The 19,078-nt window shown below is 62.5% G+C and carries 18 protein-coding genes and 1 tRNA gene; 9 read left to right on the top strand and 10 right to left on the bottom strand.

Annotated elements, in window-relative coordinates; genetic code table 11:
• Positions 1-53: 53 nt before the first annotated feature.
• Positions 54-1,550, bottom strand: a complete 1,497-nt coding sequence (locus NKK47_RS21115; RefSeq protein ID WP_352578140.1) for an amidase — start codon at positions 1,548-1,550, stop codon at positions 54-56.
• A gap of 126 nt (positions 1,551-1,676) precedes the next feature.
• Here NKK47_RS21115 and NKK47_RS21110 point away from each other — a divergent pair, with 126 nt between their 5' ends.
• The 4 genes from NKK47_RS21110 (at position 1,677) to msrB (ending at position 4,354) form a co-directional block, all read left to right on the top strand.
• Positions 1,677-2,216, top strand: a complete 540-nt coding sequence (locus NKK47_RS21110) for a sigma-70 family RNA polymerase sigma factor (protein WP_023677484.1) — start codon at positions 1,677-1,679, stop codon at positions 2,214-2,216.
• Positions 2,213-2,917, top strand: a complete 705-nt coding sequence (locus NKK47_RS21105) for an anti-sigma factor (protein WP_023677485.1) — start codon at positions 2,213-2,215, stop codon at positions 2,915-2,917. Before NKK47_RS21110 ends, NKK47_RS21105 begins: the two co-directional genes overlap by 4 nt.
• Positions 2,918-3,121: 204 nt before the next feature.
• Positions 3,122-3,679, top strand: a complete 558-nt coding sequence (locus NKK47_RS21100) for a fasciclin domain-containing protein (RefSeq protein ID WP_023677486.1) — start codon at positions 3,122-3,124, stop codon at positions 3,677-3,679.
• A 174-nt stretch (positions 3,680-3,853) separates the two neighbouring features.
• The gene (gene msrB, locus NKK47_RS21095) at positions 3,854-4,354 is read left to right on the top strand and encodes a peptide-methionine (R)-S-oxide reductase MsrB (RefSeq protein ID WP_023677487.1); all 501 of its coding nucleotides are present in this window, start codon (positions 3,854-3,856) and stop codon (positions 4,352-4,354) included.
• A gap of 126 nt (positions 4,355-4,480) precedes the next feature.
• Here msrB and NKK47_RS21090 read toward each other — a convergent pair whose 3' ends face one another.
• Positions 4,481-6,034 (bottom strand): DHA2 family efflux MFS transporter permease subunit, encoded by a 1,554-nt coding sequence (locus NKK47_RS21090; protein ID WP_245274730.1) that lies wholly within the window; start codon positions 6,032-6,034, stop codon positions 4,481-4,483.
• A 68-nt stretch (positions 6,035-6,102) separates the two neighbouring features.
• Positions 6,103-7,281 carry an HlyD family secretion protein gene (locus NKK47_RS21085; RefSeq protein WP_023677489.1) on the bottom strand — a complete coding sequence of 393 codons (1,179 nt, stop codon included), beginning with the start codon at positions 7,279-7,281 and terminating at the stop codon, positions 6,103-6,105.
• A 143-nt stretch (positions 7,282-7,424) separates the two neighbouring features.
• Between NKK47_RS21085 and NKK47_RS21080 the strand changes: the two genes are divergently transcribed.
• Positions 7,425-8,174, top strand: coding sequence for a TetR/AcrR family transcriptional regulator (locus NKK47_RS21080; RefSeq protein ID WP_352455986.1), 750 nt, complete (start codon positions 7,425-7,427; stop codon positions 8,172-8,174).
• Between the two features lie 21 nt (positions 8,175-8,195).
• On the opposite strand, the gene yihA is transcribed toward NKK47_RS21080, so the two are convergent.
• The 5 genes from yihA to rpmH form a co-directional block, all read right to left on the bottom strand.
• Positions 8,196-8,855 carry a ribosome biogenesis GTP-binding protein YihA/YsxC gene (yihA, locus tag NKK47_RS21075; protein WP_031193748.1) on the bottom strand — a complete coding sequence of 220 codons (660 nt, stop codon included), beginning with the start codon at positions 8,853-8,855 and terminating at the stop codon, positions 8,196-8,198.
• Positions 8,852-9,490: a CatB-related O-acetyltransferase gene (locus NKK47_RS21070; protein WP_352452996.1), complete on the bottom strand. Its 639-nt coding sequence runs from the start codon at positions 9,488-9,490 to the stop codon at positions 8,852-8,854. The genes yihA and NKK47_RS21070 overlap by 4 nt, the downstream gene beginning before the upstream one ends.
• Positions 9,491-9,634: 144 nt before the next feature.
• Positions 9,635-11,458, bottom strand: a complete 1,824-nt coding sequence (gene yidC / locus NKK47_RS21065; protein ID WP_352578139.1) for a membrane protein insertase YidC — start codon at positions 11,456-11,458, stop codon at positions 9,635-9,637.
• Positions 11,459-11,471: 13 nt separating this feature from the next.
• Complete coding sequence (gene rnpA, locus NKK47_RS21060; protein ID WP_352539960.1) at positions 11,472-11,825, bottom strand: ribonuclease P protein component; 354 nt, start codon at positions 11,823-11,825, stop codon at positions 11,472-11,474.
• Between the two features lie 23 nt (positions 11,826-11,848).
• Positions 11,849-11,983, bottom strand: coding sequence for a 50S ribosomal protein L34 (rpmH, locus tag NKK47_RS21055; protein ID WP_008833937.1), 135 nt, complete (start codon positions 11,981-11,983; stop codon positions 11,849-11,851).
• A 334-nt stretch (positions 11,984-12,317) separates the two neighbouring features.
• On the opposite strand from rpmH, the gene NKK47_RS21050 reads away from it, so the two are divergent.
• The 3 genes from NKK47_RS21050 (at position 12,318) to NKK47_RS21040 (ending at position 15,168) form a co-directional block, all read left to right on the top strand.
• Positions 12,318-13,805: an ATP-binding protein gene (locus NKK47_RS21050; RefSeq protein WP_023677495.1), complete on the top strand. Its 1,488-nt coding sequence runs from the start codon at positions 12,318-12,320 to the stop codon at positions 13,803-13,805.
• A gap of 325 nt (positions 13,806-14,130) precedes the next feature.
• Positions 14,131-14,207 (top strand) — tRNA-Arg (locus tag NKK47_RS21045).
• 646 nt (positions 14,208-14,853) lie between these two features.
• On the top strand, positions 14,854-15,168 hold the full coding sequence (locus tag NKK47_RS21040) for an antibiotic biosynthesis monooxygenase (protein WP_352578138.1): 315 nt from the start codon (positions 14,854-14,856) through the stop codon (positions 15,166-15,168).
• Between the two features lie 47 nt (positions 15,169-15,215).
• Here NKK47_RS21040 and NKK47_RS21035 read toward each other — a convergent pair whose 3' ends face one another.
• Both NKK47_RS21035 and NKK47_RS21030 read right to left on the bottom strand, forming a co-directional pair.
• Positions 15,216-16,358 (bottom strand): alpha-hydroxy acid oxidase, encoded by a 1,143-nt coding sequence (locus NKK47_RS21035; protein WP_352578137.1) that lies wholly within the window; start codon positions 16,356-16,358, stop codon positions 15,216-15,218.
• 69 nt (positions 16,359-16,427) lie between these two features.
• A complete protein-coding gene (locus NKK47_RS21030; RefSeq protein ID WP_352578136.1) occupies positions 16,428-17,534 on the bottom strand; it encodes a LacI family DNA-binding transcriptional regulator in 1,107 nt (368 codons plus the stop codon).
• A 456-nt stretch (positions 17,535-17,990) separates the two neighbouring features.
• Between NKK47_RS21030 and NKK47_RS21025 the strand changes: the two genes are divergently transcribed.
• A complete protein-coding gene (locus NKK47_RS21025) occupies positions 17,991-18,953 on the top strand; it encodes a sugar-binding protein (RefSeq protein ID WP_023677500.1) in 963 nt (320 codons plus the stop codon).
• The last annotated feature ends 125 nt before the right edge of the window (positions 18,954-19,078 follow it).

The following is a 19,078-nucleotide window of genomic DNA, read 5'->3' as shown; positions in this document are numbered from 1 at the left end:
GAATTGGACGAGGGGGCAAACGGCTTTGCTGTCACGATCGATCAAATCACCGCCTATGCCGGCCGCTGCAGCGGCGCCCGTCGGCCCAGCCAGCCCGAGATCCTTTCCATCTGCGCGGCGAACGACAAAAGCGTTTCCTCGTCGCCGGGGCGGCCGGCGGCCTGGACGCCGAGCGGCAGGCCGGCATCGGTGACGTAAACCGGAAGCGTGATCGACGGTTGCCCGCTGACGTTCTGGATCGCCGGCCAGTGGGTGAACCACAGGCTCTTGTCCATCAGCTGGCCGAATAGCGGCTTGAACTTCAGCAGGCCGGCGAGGCGCAGTCTGTCCAGAACATTCTCGATGAATTCGTCGGCGCCTTTCGGGTCCATGGTGCCGCAGGCGAGCGGCGGGTGCGCGATGACAGGCATCAGCACTGCATCATAGTGCGCGGTTTCGGTGATAAGCCGGCGCGAGGTTGCGTGCAGCCGCTGCAGGCTGGCATAGATTTCGCCGGCCGAGAGAATTTCACCGAACCGGCTCATCACGCGCGTGGCGCGTTCGATGTCGCCTGAGATGGAGCGGCCGACGCGCAAGGCCTCGCCACGCATCGTGCCGGCCACCGCCGCAGCGACGGTTCTGGCGAAATCGGCGATGAAATCGCGATCGATATAGGGCAGGTCGATCTCCTCGACGCTGTGTCCGCCTTCGCGCGCCAGCCCGATCGCCGCATCCAGAGCTTTCAACGTCTCTTCCGATATCGGCAGGCCGAGCGGCGATTTTCGATAGAAGGCGAGCTTGAGCTTGCCCGGATCGCGCCCGGCGGCCGCAGTGAAACTGCCGTTCGGCGAGGGTGCCGCGTAGGGCGACAGCGGGTCGGGCCCGTGGGTCAGGTCGAGCAGCAGGGCCGTATCGCGCACCGAGCGGGCCAGCGCATGGTCGACGACGAAGCCGTACCAGCTTTCGGTGACGAGCGGCGTCAAGGGTACGCGGCCGCGCGAGGTTTTCAGCCCGATCAGCCCGGTACAAGCCGCAGGCACCCTGATCGAGCCGCCGCCATCCGAGGCATGTGCCACCGGCACGACGCCGGCCGCGACCAGCGCAGCCGCACCGCCTGAGGAACCGCCGGTCGTATGCGCGGTGTCCCATGGGTTGCGGGTGATGCCGAAAGCCGCCGATTCGGTCACCAGCCTCAGCCCGTGTTCGGGTGCGGTGCTGGTGGCGATCGGAATCAGGCCGGCGGCCAGATAGCGCTCCGTCATCACCGAGCTGAAATCGGGGGTGAAGGCCGGGATGCGGCTGCCGCCATGCGTCGGCACGCCCTTCATAGCGATGCCAAGATCCTTCAGCGCAAAGGGCACTCCGGCAAACGGCAGCTTGCGATCGACGGTTTTCGCCCGCGCCCGCGCCGCCTCATAGAGCGGTTCGGCGATGGCGTTGATCTCCGGGTGGGTGGCCTCGGCCCGGGCGATCGCCGCATCGACGAGATCTTGCGGTGTAATGTCTCCCTTGTGCACGAGTGCGACCTGGCCGGTTGCGTCATGCTCCCACAGAACCCGCTCGATCGACATGGTCGCCCTCCCGCTCATTGCAAGCTAGCGGGCGGCGATTTCATTGGCAATCGACGCTGGCGCTGCCGGTGCGCAAGACCATTTCAGTCGTTGCAAATACATTGCAATCGCCTAATTTGGCGGCGGATGACGCCGCAGGACATCAGCAACCTGATTGTCCGGACTTCGATGAAGGACCGGGCTGCGTTCGATCTGCTCTACCGGCAGACCAGCGCGAAACTTTTCGGCGTCTGCCTTCGTGTATTGAAGGATCGGGGAGATGCAGAAGAGGCGCTTCAAGAGGTCTTCGTCAAGATATGGACGAAGGCGGACCGTTTCGCCGTTTCGGATCTGAGCCCGATCTCTTGGCTGGTGGCCATTGCGCGCAATCATGCGATCGATCGGATCAGGGCGCGGCGAGAGCCTGCCGCCTATATCGATGCCGCGCTCGACGTGGCCGATCCGGCGCCGGGGCCGGAGGCCATGGCCGTGGCGGGCGGTGAGTCCGAACGCATCTACCATTGTCTCAAGGAATTGGAGAAGGACCGGGCGGCGGCCGTCCGGGGCGCCTATCTGGATGGCAAAAGCTATGCCGAACTGGCGGAGCGCTATGGCGTACCGCTGAACACGATGCGGACCTGGCTGCGCCGCAGCCTGTTGAAACTGAGAGAATGCCTGGAAAGATGACGCTGGCTGACGACAATGGACCGGAACGTGGGGGCGACGACCTGTTCGCCGCCGAATACGTTCTTGGCGTTCTGGCCGCCGATGAACGCGAGATCGCGTCGCGCCGCATCGATGCGGACGCCGCCTTCGCGCGCCTTGTCGATGCCTGGGAGGCGCATCTTTCGCCGATGGCCGCCGCCTATCCGGAGACAGAGCCTCCGATCAGGGTCAAGGAAGCATTGGACCGCCGGCTGTTCGCTGCAGAGCCGCGCGCCGGCCTGTGGTCGAGCCTTGGCTTCTGGCGCGGTCTTGCCGCCGCCGCCATTGCGGCGCTGGCGATCTACATCGCCGTGCCTTACTTCCGCCCGTCCACCGAACCGCCGCAGGCGCGGCTTGTCGCCTCGCTGGCGGCCGAAGGCAGCGACGTCAAATATCTCGTCGTCTACGATGCCGCCCGTCACGAGGTCGGTCTTTCCCACGTTTCCGGCGAGCGGGCCGCCGGCAAGGACTTCGAGCTGTGGATGATCGAAGGCAAGAAGGCGCCGGTGTCGATGGGCGTCATCCCGGCCGGTGCGACCGCGCATTTGGCCATCCCGCCCGCCGTCCAGGAGAAATTGGCGAAAGGCGCCGTGCTTGCGGTCAGCGTTGAGCCTGCCGGCGGTTCACCGACCGGCCAGCCGACTGGACCGGTGGTCGCAGCGGGCGATCTGAAGAGCATCTGACCGCTTCTCATCTCCGGAAGCAGACCTGAAATCTATCTCCCGCGATTGAAACGCCTGCAAAGCTTGTTGGCGGCTGTCGATCCGCGCCGGGCAAATTGCAGCGACAAATATTTTTTTGCGGAGAGGACGAAACTCCAGCATTTCTATCGCGTATCTCCTTGCGTTCCCAAATGAGGGGAACGATAACCCGAGGAGATTGAAATCATGCGTAAATTCGCCACCCTTTTGCTTGCCGGCACGGTCGCCATATCCGCGCTCGCCACCATTGCCTATGCTCAAAATCCGATGGTCGGCGGCGCCGCCATGTATGCCCAGAAAAACATCGTCGAAAATGCTGTCAACTCGAAGGACCACACGACGCTGGTCGCTGCCGTCAAGGCAGGCGGCCTGGTCGATACGCTGCAAAGCGCTGGCCCCTTCACTGTGTTCGCGCCGACCAACGAGGCCTTTGCGGCACTTCCAGCCGGCACGGTGGAGACGCTGCTCAGGCCTGAAAACAAGGACAAGCTCGTCAAGATCCTGACTTGCCATGTCATCGGCGCCAAAGCGATGGCCGCCGACGTCGCCAAGATGGTCAAGAACGACGGCGGCACCCACAAGGTCAAGACGGTCGGTGGTTGCGAACTGTCGCTCAAGGCCGACGGCGGCAAGGTCACCGTGACCGACGAGAACGGCAACGTCGCCAATGTGACCATCGCCGATGTCGAGCAGTCCAACGGCGTCATCCACGTCGTCGACAAGGTTCTCCTGCCGAAGATGTAACAAACGCACGCTGCCGGCGAAGATATCACTAAGGGCCTCCCTGCGCACACTCCGCGCCGTTCACGCAAGATGTGGATAGGCGCGGAGTCCCGCTTTGAGGACAGCGATCGTCACCGGCTTTTGATTTCCGTGTGGCGGTCGAATTTGGCACAAGCAATGACAGGAGGAATGGCCATGAACCGTCGCGAGCTTCTTTTGAGTGGTGCGGCAGCCATTGGCGTTGTCGCAGGCGCCACCGCGCTGCGCATGGGCGGAGCCCAGGATGCACGCGCGGCTGAGACTTTCGAGGTTACCAAGACCGAAGCCGAGTGGCGCGCCATCCTGTCCGACGCGGCCTTCAATGTGCTGCGCAAGGAGGGCACGGAATACCCGGGCACCAGTCCGCTGCTCAACGAGCACCGCAAAGGCATCTTCGCTTGCGCCGGCTGCGGCCTGCCGGTCTATTCGTCAGAGACCAAGTTCGATTCCGGCACTGGCTGGCCGAGCTTCTGGCAGGAAATCCCGAATTCCGTCGGCAAGACCGTGGACAGGTCTTTGGGCATGACCCGCACGGAGGTCCATTGTCGCCGCTGCGGCGGCCATCTCGGCCACGTATTCGACGACGGTCCGCCGCCGACCGGGTTGCGACACTGCATCAATGGCGTTGCCTTGACCTTCAAGCCGGCGACGGCGTGAGGACGGCTGCGACCCTGACTTTGTCGGAGCGCGAGAGGACTTCGTAATGGTTGATTTTGCGCATGACCCCGAAAATCGCTTTTCGGGGTCATGCGCGAGGGCGCCAGGCGGGGGATCCAGCGCGCCTCAATGGCCTCCGCCACCGCCGCCCTGAGCGGCTGGCTTGCGGATCACCAGGGTGAAGAGCCCAAGCGTCGCGAACAAAACCGTCAGCATGAAGAATACGTCCATGAACGACAGCAGCGACGCCTGCTGCTGGACCATGCCTGACAGTTTGGAGATGGCCGCCTTGGAGGCGTCGAGCCCGGCGGTCTGCTCGAAGTTGAGCGTCATGTTCTGCAGCTTCTGCTGCGCAGCGGCACTTCCCCATTGCACGTGCTCGGAGAGCCTGGCGTAGTGGAAGGCATTGCGGTCGATCAGCACGGTGTTGATGACTGCCAGGCCGACGGCGCCGCCGAGATTGCGGGTCAGGTTGAACAGGCCAGACGCATTCTTCAGCCGCTCCGGCGGCAAGGTTCCGAGCGCAATGTTGTTGATCGGCACCATGCAAAGCATCATAGAGCAGCCGCGCAGGATCTGCGGGATCAGCAGTTCATAGAAATCCCAGTCGGCGGTGAGATGCGTCATCCACCAGGTCCCCGTGGCGAAGCCGAAGAAGCCGATCATCATCATGATGCGCGGGTCCATCTTGTTCGACAGGATGCCGGAGATCGGCGCAGTGAAGAACATGGCCAGGCCGCTGACGAACAGCGCCTCGCCGATCATCATCGAATCGTAGCCGCGGATCCGCCCCAGGAACACCGGATAAAGATAGGTCAGACCGTAGAGGCCGATGCCGACGACGAAGGAGAACAGCGAGCCGAAGGCAAAATTGATATTGCTGAAAGCCCTCAGATCGACAATCGGCTCCTCGGCGGTGAACACGCGCCAGAAGAACAGCACCGCGCCGAAGGTCATGATGACGGCGCAGATGAACACCGCCTGATCCTGCAGCCAGTCGTTGTTGGGACCTTCCTCCAGCACATATTCCATGCAGCCGAGGAAGGCGGCCATGCCGGCAAGCCCCCACCAGTCGAACTTGCTGAACAGCTTGAGATTGGGTTTGTCGAAGTCGATCAGCGACCAGGCGGCCGTCGTCACCAGAATGCCGGGCACGACGTTGACCAGGAACAGCCAGTGCCAGGACATGGCATGGCTGATATAGCCGCCGACGGTCGGGCCGATGGTTGGCGCCAGCGTCGCTACCAGGCCGATCATCGGCGAGACGATGGCGCGACGCGACGGCGGGAAGATGGTGAAGGCGGCTGCAAAGACGCTCGGGATCATGCCGCCCCCGATGAAGCCCTGCACGGCGCGGTAGACGATCATCTGGTCGATATTGGTTGCGGTCGCCGCCAGCGCGCTGGCCGCGGTGAAACCTGCCGCCGAGATTGTGAACAGCACCCGCGTCGACAGCATCCGGCTGAGGAAGCCCGACAGCGGGATCATCACCACCTCGGCAATCAGATACGCCGTCTGCACCCAAGGAATCTCGTCCGAACTGGCGCTCAGGCCCGCCTGGATCTCGGCCAGCGAGGCCGAGACGATCTGGATGTCCAGGATGGCCATGAACATGCCGAACACCATTGCCAGGAAGGCGATGACGCGGCGTGTCGAGATGTGGTCAACCGGCACCGGCATGGCTGGCGTCGGCGCCGATCCTGCAGTTAGGGTTGCGGTCGCCATGACCCTTTGCTCCCGGTTCCGCTTTACTTCGATGCCGAAGGCGCCGTGCGGCTGTCGACGGCGACGACGACGCTCAGGCCGGCGCGCAGCTTGCCCGTCTTCAGCACATCCGCGGGCACGTCGATGCGAACCGGAACGCGCTGCACCACCTTGGTGAAATTGCCTGTGGCGTTCTCCGGCGGCAGCAGCGAGAACACTGCTCCCGAAGCCGGGGCCAGCGACGACACGGTACCCTCGATGTCCTGACCGTCGATCGCGTCGACCGACACTCTGACCTTTTCACCAGGCACCAGCCGGGCAAGCTGGGTCTCCTTGAAGTTGGCGACGATGTAGAGCTTGTCCATTGGCACGATGACGGCGAGCTTCTGTCCGGGGCTGATCAGGTCGCCCTGCTCGACCGAGCGGTTGCCGACCACGCCGTCATAGGGTGCGCGCAGCACGGTGAAGGACAGATCCCGCACCGCCTTGTCGTGGGCAAGCTGCAGCGAGGCCAGCGTGCTTGCCGATTCAGCCCGCTGCGCCTGAAGCACGCCGATATTGGCCTGAGCCGCCGCGATCTGCGCGTCGGCGCCGGCTAGTGCGGCATTGGCTTGCTCGACCGCCGTCTGGGCATCGTCCAACTGGGCCTGGGTACCGACGCGGGTCTTGAGCAACTGGGCGGCACGAACCTGAGCTCGCTTCGCATTATCGGCCGCGGCCTGGTCGGCGGTCTTCTGCGCCTGCGCCTGCTTGAGCGAGGCGCGCGCCGCCTCGGTCTGGGCATCGATGCGGTCGAGCGTCTTGCTCAACGTGGCGATCTGCGCCTCGGCCTGGGCAACGGCTATCTTGTAGTCGCCGTCATCGACGATCAGCAGCGGGTCGCCGGCCTTCACCTGCTGGTTCTCGGTCACTTTGACCTGATCGACATAACCCGAGATTTTTGGCGAGATGAACGCCGTGTCGGCCTGGACATAGGCATCGTCGGTCGTGATCATGAAGCGCCCGTCGGTCCAGTAATCATAGCCATACCAGGCGCCGGCGCCCAGCAGGGCCAGGCCGATGATGGGCAGCAACATCGAGCGCATCGACCGCTTCTTCTTGGCGGGAGCCAGCGGGGTGACGTCGGCGGGCTTGAGAGGGGTTTCCGGCGCTTCGATCGCAGGCTGGACCTTGGCACTGGGGAAGGGGCGGACTTCGGCACTGGTGGGCGCGTTCGAGGACATGATATCTCTCTAAATTAACTGGCGCTGAATTTCGTCAGACTGAACCGTTCGGTTCGATCTCGATATTGACTTAGCGCTTAAAGAGGCCCATATCAAGAGCAATCGAACCGGATGGTTCGAATTATTTTACGAGGTGTGACATTATGGCCGAAGCCCCCAAGGCCGCTCCTTTGCCTGATTCAGGCCCATTGCCCAGCGCCGGCAAGGACCAGTGCGATCTGCTGGACAGTCTGCCGCGCGGCCGCCCGGCCGCGGGGCAAGACCCGGTCAAGCGCAGCCAGATCATCGAGGGTGCGCGCCGTGTCTTCATCGATAAGGGCTTCGAAGCCGCGTCGATGAACGACATTACGCGCGAGGCCGGCGTGTCCAAGGGCACCATCTATGTCTACTTCGCCAACAAGGAAGAGCTGTTCGAAGCGCTGATCGAGGAAGAGCGCGGCACGATTTTCAAGAACATGTACGAAGTGCTCGACCAGATCGGCGACCTTCGCCAGACGCTGGTGAAGTTCGGCATCGTGCTATCCATGAAGATCACTTCGGCGAGGGTCATCCTGGCGCAGCGGACGGTGATCGGCGCGTCGGAACGCATTCCGGAGCTTGGCGCGCGATTTTACGAACGCGGCCCAAAGCGCGGCCATGACAGGGTTGTCGTTTTCCTCAACATGGCTATCGAACGCGGCCTGCTGAAGATCGACGACGTCGAGCTTGCCGCCTATCAGTTCACCGAGCTGTGCCTGGCCGGTCTTTTCCGCCAGTGTATATTCGCCTATCGCACCAAGGCGCCAAGTGCGGCCGAGATCGAACACATCGTCAGGTCGGGCGTCGATGTGTTCCTGAAGGCCTACGGCACCGAACAGCTGGCAGAGCAGGAACGGGCCTCCAGCCCCGCCTGACCAGCCGTCGGAATCCGTTGCCTATCCGCCGTTGGCGGCGAGCACGATCGCCGCACGCAATTCCTCGAGGCCCTCGCTCTTTTCCGACGACGTGGCGAGCACGAAGGGAAATGCCGCCGGGCGTTTCTTGATCTTCTGGAGCGTTTCCTCGATCAGCCGCGGTACCCCCGCCGCTTTGATCTTGTCGGTCTTGGTCAGCACGATCTGATACGACACCGCCGCCTTGTCGAGCAGCGACAGCACCTCGTCGTCCTTGGCCTTGATGCCATGGCGGGCATCGATCAGCACGTAGACGCGCTTCAGCGTCACCCGGCCCTTCAGATAGTCGAACACGAGCTTCGTCCACTCGTCGACCTTTTCCTTCGGCGCCGTGGCGTAGCCATAGCCCGGCATGTCGACCAGGGCCATCGGCGGCAGATCGGCGCCCTCTCCCGAAAATCCGCCCGGCACGAAATAGTTGAGTTCTTGCGTGCGGCCCGGCGTGTTGGAGGTGCGCGCCAGCCCCTTTTGGTTGACCAGCGCGTTGATCAGCGACGATTTGCCGACATTGGAGCGGCCGGCAAAGGCGATCTCGGGAGGACCCTCCGGCGGCAGGAATTTCATCGCCGGCACGCCGCGGATGAAGATCCAGGCTCGCGTGAACAATTCGATGCCGATCGTGGTCTTGTTCAACGCGTTCAAACCGCTGCCTCCAGAAGAAAAATGTTGCTGCCACGAATGGCATCGAGATTGCGGCTGATCTTTTCCACCGGCCAGTGCCACCACGCCAGCGCCAGCAGCCGCCGGATGGTCCTGTCGTCGAAGCGCATCTTTACCACCTTGGCCGGATTGCCGGCGACGATCGCATAGGCTGGCACATCGTGCGTCACCACCGACTTTGCCGCTACGATAGCGCCGTCGCCGATTTTCACGCCCGGCAGCATCACCGCTTCCATGCCGATCCAGACGTCATTGCCGACGATTGTGTCGCCACGCACCTCCTTCGACCATGTCGCCGGGTCGAAGCCTTCCTCCCAGCCGTGACCAAAGATGTTGAACGGATAGGTCGAAAAGCCGGACATGGCGTGATTGGCGCCGTTCATGATGAAGCGCGCGCCCTCGGCGATGGCGCAGAACTTGCCGATGACCAGCCTGTCGCCGATGAACGGATAATGATGCAGCACGCATTTTTCGGCGAATTTGTCGGGTCCGTCAGGGTCGTCATAATAGGTGAAGTCGCCGATCTCGATATTCGGCGCCGTCACCAGCGGTTTCAGAAAGCCGACGCGTGTGTGCAACGGGATCGGATGCTTGATCGATGGATTGGGTCCGGTCATATCGAGCTCCGTCGAGCAACTGCCAGGCAGGTCAAAATAGCGCGATCCGTCCGGCAGTACCAATCGCTTAATCCAGGCGGGCAGCTTGTGCAAAAAGCCCCGGACGAACCGGGGCTTTTTGGTCTCGCATCGTCGGAGCGCCGGCTATTCCGCCGGTGACGGTTTCTTGCGGAACAGCGCGACCAGATTGTCCCACAATTCGATCTTGGCGCCTTGCCGCTTCATGATCACGCCCTGCTGCAGGATCGACAGCGTGTTGTTCCAGGCCCAGTAGATGACGAGGCCGGCCGGAAAACCCGCCATCATGAAGGTGAAGATCACGGGCATCCACGTGAAGATCGCCGCCTGCGTCGGGTCCGGCGGCGTCGGGTTCATGCGCATCTGCAGGAACATCGTCACGCCCATGATCAGCGGCCAGACGCCGATCATCAGCATGTGCGGCAAGGTAACGGGGATCAGCCCGAACAGGTTGAAAATCGATGTCGGGTCCGGCGCCGCCAGATCCTGGATCCAGCCGAAGAACGGCGCGTGCCGCATTTCGATGGTGATGTAGAGCACCTTGTAGAGCGAGAAGAACACCGGGATCTGCAATGCCACCGGCCAGCAGCCGGCGAGCGGATTGATCTTCTCGGTCTTGTAGAGCTCCATCATCGCCTGCTGCTGCTTCATCTTGTCGTCCGCGTATTTCTCGCGGATCTCGAGCATCTTGGGCTGCACCTTCTTCATGTTCGCCATCGACGCATAGGACTTGTTGGCGAGCGGGAAGAACAGCGCCTTGACGATGACGGTGGTGGCGAGGATCGCCAGACCGAAATTGCCGAAGAATTTGTAAAGCGTGTCGATCAGCCAGAACATCGGCTTGGTGATGAAATAGAACCAGCCCCAGTCGATCAGGAGGTCGAACTGACGGATATGACGGTCCTTTTCATAGGCGTTGATCGTCGAAACTTCCTTGGCGCCGGCGAATATCTCCGACTCCACGGTCGTCGATTGCCCGGGAGCGATTGTGACCGGATCGGACAGGAAATCGGACTGGTAGCTGTGCGGATGGGGCCCGCTTTTGAACTCGAAATAAGAGAATTTGGGCTGAAATTCGCGGCCGCCAGGCGGCACCAGGGTCACCGCCCAGTATTTATCGGTGATGCCTAGCCAGCCGTCGGTCGACTTGCCTGGCTTGTATTCCCTTTCCGATTCGACGCTGGAGTATTTGTACTCCTGCAGGCCCTCGCTTCCGGTAACGCCGATCAGGCCTTCGTGCAGCACATAAGTACTGGCGATAGCCGGCTTGTCGAAACGGGTGACGCGGCCATAGTTCGACAGCGTCGCGGGCGCCGAGCCGCCGTTCTGGACCGTGTCGGACACGGTGAACATATACTGGGCGTCGACCGAGAAGGTGCGTTTGAAGGTCAGGCCCTTGTCGTTGGTGAAGGTCAGTGTCACCGGCGTCGCCGGTGTCAGCGTCGCATTGCCGTCGGTCTGCCAGACGGTGTCGGGACCCGGCAGCCTGCCCACATCCGGCGTGCCGGAAAAACCAATCTCGGCGAAATAGCCGTTCGGCAGGGACGCCGGGTTGAGCAACGCGATCTCGGGCGAGGTCTTGTCGACCGTCTCCCTGTAATGCTTGAGCTTGAGATCGTCGAGACGTGCGCCGGTGAGGTTGATCGAGCCTTCGAGGCTCGGCGTGTCGATCTTGACGCGGCTGGTCGAGGCAATCGCCTGGTCGCGGCTGGCCGGCGTCACGGCGTCGCCGCCAGGCGCGCTCGGAATGGCGCCGGGCTGCACCGGTGTTTCGCTGGCGCCCGGACTGGTGCCTTGGGCGGCCTTCTTCTGCTCCGCCACGCGCTGCTCTTCGATGCGGGCGGCTTCGCGCTGCATCTCGCTGCGTGGCATCACATAGAAATATTGCCAAAGCGCCAGGATCAGCACCGACAGTGCGATGGTGATGAAGAAGTTGCGGTTGTTTTCCATCGAAGCCCTTGGCCTATCGTGTTCCACGCAATCTGCGGGAGAGTTCGGCCTTCAACTGGCCGAACGGAGTGGTAAGCACGTCTTCGCGCCCGACGATGACATAATCATTGCCCGGCGCCATGTCATCCGCGGCATGCGTGCGCACGGCCTCTCTGAGCCGCCGCCGGATGCGGTTGCGAACGACGGCGTTGCCGACCTTCCTGGTGACGGTGTAGCCGACGCGCGGCGCCTCGCTGTCGCCGCGGCCCAGGACCTCGACGAGGAAAAGCCGCCCGCGGCGCTTTTCGCCGCGGCGGACAGCCAGGAATTCCGCGCGCTTCAGAAGCCGCTTGGGATGGGCACCCGTTGGCTTGCCGGTTGCGGGCAACGATCTTGTCTCTCGCTTGGTGCTCAGGCGCTGAGACGCTTGCGGCCGCGGTTGCGGCGGGCTGCGACGACGCCACGGCCACCTTTGGTGGCCATGCGGGCGCGGAAACCGTGCCTGCGTTTGCGGACGAGTTTGGACGGCTGGTAAGTACGCTTCATTTGTTTAAATACCGCGGGGTGCGGCCCTTCTTGATTCTGTCACTTTGTAACAGGAGCTTTGCCGGGCCGGTTTTGGCGCGATCGAAACCGCGCCGGGACGAATGGCCCGAGCGTGAGCGGGCTTATAGAAAGAAGGGTTTTGGAAGTCAATCCAGCGTGTCGGGCCGGCATTGTCGGACCGGCATCGAAATCTTGCGGCCCTTTGTCCGGCTTCGACCAAGGATGAATTTGGCAAAAAAGCCGCAATCGCCTAATCTCACCCGATCAAGCGATCGTGAAGACGAGCAGTCCCTAAGACAAGCAGCCGTGATGACAGGCAGCCGTGACGACGAGCATGAGTGAAGTCCCAGCAACCGACGAAAGCATCGCCCAGGCGAAGGCGGCCACCCGCAGGGTGCCGCTGGCGCGCGGCCTGTCGACCAAGTTGCTGCTGCTCACCATCGTCTTCGTGCTCTTGGCCGAAATCCTCATCTTCGTGCCCTGGATCGCCAGCTACAGGCTGAGTTGGCTGAAGGAGAGGCTGAGCACCGCCGCCGCGGTTTCCATCGTCCTGGTGCAGGGCGAACCTGCCTCGCTGTCGCGTGCCGCCCAGAACGACGTACTGATGGCGATCGGCGCCAAGGCGATCGCCGTGCGCGACGGCGGCGTCTCGCGGCTTCTGGTCGTGGCCGAAATGCCGCCGCAGGTCGACGAGCATATCGATATCGCCAATGTCGGCATGATCAAGGGTATGACCGGCGCGCTGGACACGCTGTTTTTCGGCGGCAAGCGGATGCTGCGCGTTTTCGGGCCGGTCGGCGACAGCGACAAAGAATTCGAGCTGATCATGCCCGACCACCGCCTGCGCAATGCCATGCTGATCTATTCGCGCAACGTCGCCTTCGTCTCGCTGCTGATCTCGCTGTTCACCGCCATGCTGGTCTACGCCGCGATAGACCTGATCATGATCGGCCCGATCAGGACGATGACACGCTCGATGCTGTCCTTTTCCGAGGCGCCCGACGATCCCGGTCGCATCATTCACCCCGCCGCCCGGGCCGACGAGATCGGCGTCGCCGAACGCGAGCTGTCGCAGATGCAGGAGCGGCTGCAGAAGATGCTGACCGAGCAGAAGCACCTGGCCGATCTCGGCCTGGCCGTGTCGAAGATCAACCACGACATGCGCAACATCCTCGCCTCGGCGCAACTGATGTCGGACCGCCTGCGCCAGGTCAAGGACCCGACCGTGCAGGCCTTCGCACCAAAACTGCTGCGCGCGCTCGACCGTGCGGTGTCCTACTCGGAGGGCGTGCTGGCCTATGGCCGCACCCAGGAGCCGCCGCCGTCGCGCCGCAGGCTGCGGCTGCGCCAGCTGGTCGAGGACGTCCAGGGCCTGCTCGACATCGAATGCGGCATCGAATTCGTCAACGCCGTCGATCCGGTGCTCGAGGTCGACGCCGATTCCGACCAGCTGTTCCGCGTGCTCACCAATCTTAGCCGCAACGCCGTGCAGGCGATGGCGGCCGACACCGAGAGCGCCGTGGTGCGCCGCCTGACCATATCGGCCGAGCGCATCGGCAGCGTCAGCCGCATCGTCGTCACCGACACCGGCCCCGGCCTGCCGCCAAAGGCGCGAGAAAACCTGTTCGCGGCATTTCGCGGCTCGGCCCGCAGCGGCGGCACCGGCCTTGGCCTGGCGATCGCCCATGAATTGATCCGCGCCCATGGCGGCACGGTGGAGCTGGTCGAAAGCATCGGCGGCCGCACCACATTCGCGGTCACCATTCCCGACCAGCCGGTCCGGCTCGACCAGGCCCGCAACGGTCTGCGCCGCCCGGCGTAACGAACCGTTTCGTTACGGACCGTTTCAATTCGCAAATGGTTGGTCCGAGACTACGAGCCATCGGCTCGGCCGCCGTGCAACGGCGTGTTTCGTTACGGGCCGTTCCGATTGGCAAATGACTGATCCAAGACGACGACTTATCGGCTCGGCCGCCGCGTGACGCGATCTTGCCTTCGCCGGCCGGCGCATGACGGCAAAACATGACGGCAAAACTTTTGGCCAGGATCGGCTTGCTTTTCGCACATTCAGTCGCTACGGAACACGTCACATTCGCGGCCGGTCGCCAGGATCGGATCGCGGGGCTATGCAAAGCATGGCCTGTTGCGCGCCCGTAGCTCAGCTGGATAGAGCACCAGACTACGAATCTGGGGGTCAGGAGTTCGAATCTCTTCGGGCGCGCCATTAAACCCATGCCTACCCCGGGAACATAGGTAACAGAATCTACCACCGGTGGCCGGAAAGTCGCGAGGGCTGAGCGCCATCCATGGCAAAAAGGGGATCGTCAGCTAATGCTGCTCAGTCGGCCTGCTTAATCTCCGGCCCCGGTTCAGTCGGCGGGCCTGGCGTGCAATCCTGGCCAGTGCATTCCTGCACGGGATCTTTCGCCGGCGGGAGACAATTTTGGCCTTCACAATGAACGGGCGGCTGCGTTGTTGCGGCTTTATTGTTCTGCGGCACAGGCCGATCCTCAGCGCGAACGGCCGGCATTCCAAGGTCGATCATGGCCGTGCACAAGAGCGCAATCCGAAGCAAATTCATTTTCGCCTCCGCAACTGACAGCGAGACGCAGATTATACCTTCGAACTGCGGCCAACATCCTGTCACCCGCGAACGGCGTTAACAGCGCGTTTCATTGCCGGTCGGAAGGGCGTACCGATTGCGATCGAGCGTCGTCCTCTTCCTGGCAAAATAGCGCCAGAAACGGGGCTTTCGGCCAGAGGTGACTGAAGCCAACCTTCCGATTTTCCTCTACACCTGTTCGAAGGGTTCGAGGTGCGTTAGGGCCTCGCATATTCGAGGTTTTCAGTTCTTTCACGGGGGAACGTAGATGACGGCATTCAACAGCGTCCGCTTCCGGGTCAAGCCGGGTAGTGAAGACGAATTCGTCGAACTGTTCAGCAGCGCTCCGCGCAATTTCGAGGGGTTGCGAAAAATGGCTCTCGTCAAATCGGGAGATGGCGCCTTCTTCTCGATTGGAGAGTGGGACACTTTTCAGCACATGGTCGATGCCAGGCCCAAAATGCTGGGCAATCTTGATCGGTTCCGGCATACGTTGCAGCAGCTTGAGGGCGGATATACGGATGCTGTTTCCGGCGAGACTGTCTTCGAAACGGACGGCAGGAGCGGCGGCAGGTCGGTATAGTATCGCACTTCGAAAAAGCTTATGCCGTGCGCCACTTCCCGGCTCTATCACCTAAACCGCACATTCGCTCTCGAAAGCTCTGCCACCGACCTGCATCCCATCAGCCGCATGTCGCGTTCGATCTCGGTTCGCATCAGGCCGAGCGCCCGTTCGACGCCGGCCTGTCCGGCGGCGGCCAGCGGGAAGAGATAGTAGCGCCCGACGCCGACGGCCTTGGCGCCCAGTGACAGGGCTTTCAGGACATGCGTGCCGCGCTGGACGCCGCTGTCGATGATCACGTCGATCTTGTCGCCCACCGCGTCGACGATCTCCGCCAGCTGGTCGAAGGGGCTGCGCGAGCCGTCCAACTGCCTGCCGCCGTGGTTTGAAAGAACGATGCCGGTACAGCCGATGTCGACCGCCTTTCTGGCATCGGCGACGCTCATGATCCCCTTCAGGCAAAACTGGCCGTTCCAGAAACGGACCATGTCTTCGACGTCCTTCCAATCCAGCGATGGATCGAGGATCTCAGTGAAATAGCGGCTGATGGAAAGCGCTCCGCCGCCGAGGTCGATATGGCCGTCCAACTGCGGCAGGCTGAATTTTTCATGCGTCAAATAGTCGATGGCCCATCTCGGCTTGATCGCAAACTGCATCATGCCGCCGAGCGTAAGCCGAAAGGGGATGGAAAAACCGGTCCGCAGGTCGCGTTCGCGGTTTCCGCCGGTGACGCTGTCGACCGTCAGCATCATCACGTCGACGCCGGACGTCTTGGCGCGCTCCATCATGGCGCGGTTCAGGCCGCGATCCCTGTGGAAATAGAACTGATAGACCTGCGGTACTCGGTGCTTGCGGACTTCCTCCAGGCTGACCGTCCCAAGCGACGACACGCCGAACATCGTGCCGAACTTCTCCGCGGCTGCGGCGACGGCGCGCTCTCCGCTATGGTGGAACAGCCGTTGAAGTGCCGTCGGCGAGCAATAGACCGGCATCGCCAGTTTCTGGCCCATGACGGTGACCGACATGTCGATCTGCCCGACGCCGGCAAGCACGTTGGGGACGAGATCGCAGTTCTCGAACGCAGCCGTGTTGCGCCGCAGCGTCGTCTCGTCGTCGGCGCCGCCATCGATATAGTCGAAGATCGGCCCCGGCAGGCGCTGTTTTGCCAGCCGGCGGAAGTCCTGAAAATTGTAGCAGCTTTGCAATCTCATGAAATCAATCGGGTATATGCCGGGCCCGATGTCAAGCCTGTGCCATTGTCGATCGCCGGCGCTCTCGCCTCAGCCCGCCAGAGCGCCAACCGACTCCCGCACCACCAGCGGGCATTCGAGCTTGGTGATGGGATAGCGGCCACGACCGGGAGCAGCGGGGACTTCGAGCTGCTCGATCGCCCATTGTCCCATCGCCATATGCGGCAGGATCGACGTCGTCAGCGGCGGGAACAGATGCCGCGCGATCTCCTCGTCGTCATAACCGATCACCGAAATATCCCGGGGGATGTGCAGGCCGGCCTCCTTCAGCGCCTCGTAGCAGCCGATCGCGGTGCGGTCGTTCTGGCAGAAGATCGCGGTCGGCCGGTCCTTCAGCGCCAAGAGCTTGACGGTCGCGGCATAGCCGGCGCTCGCCGACCAGTCGCCTTCGACGACCAGCGCCGGGTCGAACGGGATGTCGGCCGTCGCCAGCGCCCGGCGGTAGCCCTTCAGCCGGTCCTGCGCCGCCTGCATCCAGGGCTCGCCGGTAATGGTGGCGATACGCCGGTGGCCATGGCTGATCAGGTGCCGGGTGGAGCTCTGGCCGCCGGCGATCTCGCTCGGCACCACGGCGGGGAAGGCATAGTCGGCAGTGTAGCAGTTGAGCAGGATGACCGGAATGTCGAGGCCGTAGAGATGGTCCGGCGCGACGATCTCGCGGGTGAAGATGGTCATGTAGATCAGCGCCGAAATGCCCCGCTTGGTCAGCGCCGCGATGGCGCGAGGCTCCATCACCTCGTCGCCCATGGTCTGCGCCACCAAAAGCACATTGCCGGCGTTCCATGAGGCTTGCCGCGCCCCTTCAATGGCGACGACCGCCTCCGGGCTGGTCGCAAGTTGGTCGACTGCGAAGCCGATCACGCCATCCAGCCCGCCGAATGCGGCAACAGGGGCTCGCAAGGCAGAAAACACGGGCGGCGAATAGCCCAGCGTTCGTGCGGTCTCAATCACTCGCTCTCGGGTTTGCTGCGACAGCCTGATGCCTGGCGTGTTGTTGAGGACGAACGAGACCGTCGCCTGCGAACAGCCTGCGGCCCTGGCGATGTCGGTCATGGTGACGCGGCCCTTGGGGTTTTTCCCGGACGGCTTGCGCCGTCTGGTACCCTGAAGGACCGCATCCCGAAGTGGTTCGTTCATGGCGTTAGTCCCTCGAATTTTCGCATTTATAAGGCAAAGCGCCACTAATAGATATAATCGACCCTCTTAGACGATTTAGTCGCCAATCCAAAACGGTTGTGACTGGGGAGGCCTCTCTCGTTTGTGGCGAGTATCCCGATCAACTAATACTCTTTACTAATATCTGGCATCCCTATAACGTCAATCCATCATGCCCGGACGACATCGGACCGCGCGTGTTCGGAACGCGAGCCAGCCTGGTGTCGGACGGTTCCCGTCAGCCGGAGCTCGCCTGCCGTTTCGAGGAAATGTCAGACAAATCGGACTATTTACGAACGACGAATGAGTCTCTAAAGTCGACGATCGCGGCTGGAATGGCGTCGTTCTTCGCTGCCGAAACCCTGAGGAGGAGGGCGTCCAAGCCGCGCCGGCACGTTCATCATCAGCGAAATTACTGAGTCAAATGGGAGGTTGAATATGAAATCTGCGATACGAAATGCGTCCGTCGCCGCTGCGGCCCTGCTGCTCGGCCTGTCCGTCAGCGCAATTGCGCGGGCCGACGACAAGCCGACACTGGCCTTCGTCGTCAACGGCGCTTCCGATTTCTGGAAGGCTGCCGAAGCCGGCGTCAAGAAGGCTCAAGGCGAACTGCCCAATTACAATCTCGAACTCAAATATCCGGAGCAGTCCTCGGTCGCCATCCAGCAGCGCCTTATGGACGATCTGGTGACGGCCGGTGTTAAGGCGATCATGGTCTCGGCCGTCGATCCCAAGACGTCGACCGACGGGCTGAACAAGATCGCCTCGGAAACGGCGTTGTTCACCACTGACAGCGACGCACCGCAGACCAAGCGTGTCGCCTATATCGGCTCTTCCAATGTCGATGCCGGCAAGCAGGCGGCAGAGATCGCCAAGAAGGCAATGCCCGACGGCGGCAAGTGCCTCGGCTTCGTTGGCCTGCTCGGCGCCGACAATGCCAAGGAACGCATCCAGGGCATGAAGGACGGCCTCGCCGGCACCAAGATCGAATTGGTCGACGTGCGTGGCGACGACATCGACCAGGCCCGCGCCAAGAAGAACGTCGAGGACGCGCTGGTCGCCAGCCCCGACGTCACCTGCATGGTCGGCTTCTACTCCTACAACACGCCGCGCATCTATGAAGCGCTGCGCGATGCCGGCAAGCTCGGCCAGATCACCGTCGTCGGCTTCGACGACGATCCGATCACGCTGGGCGGCGTCAAGGAAGGCACCGTCGCCGCCACCGTCGTACAGCAGCCTTTCGAATGGGCCTATCAGGGCATGAAGCTGATGGCCGCCTATCTCGAGGGCGACAAGTCGGGCGTTCCCGCCGATGGCCTGATCATCGTGCCGACCAAGATCATCGGCAAGGACGATGTCGACGCCTACGCCGCCAACCTCAAGGCGATGTCGGGAAACTGAGCGAATAAGTTGCGCCCGCACAACGGTTAGCCCAGACCCGCCGAAACTATTTACGCGCCTCGCAAGGCCCCTAAGTCAGAGGGCAAAAAGGCTAACCGGCTCCGGTGCGGCGGGTTGAAATAATC

Origin of the sequence: Mesorhizobium sp. M0019, assembly GCF_040323975.1 — a bacterium.
GTDB lineage: Bacteria > Pseudomonadota > Alphaproteobacteria > Rhizobiales > Rhizobiaceae > Mesorhizobium.
The sequence above is the reverse complement of the archived record's forward strand: the minus strand, read 5'-3'. Positions and strand labels throughout refer to the sequence as shown.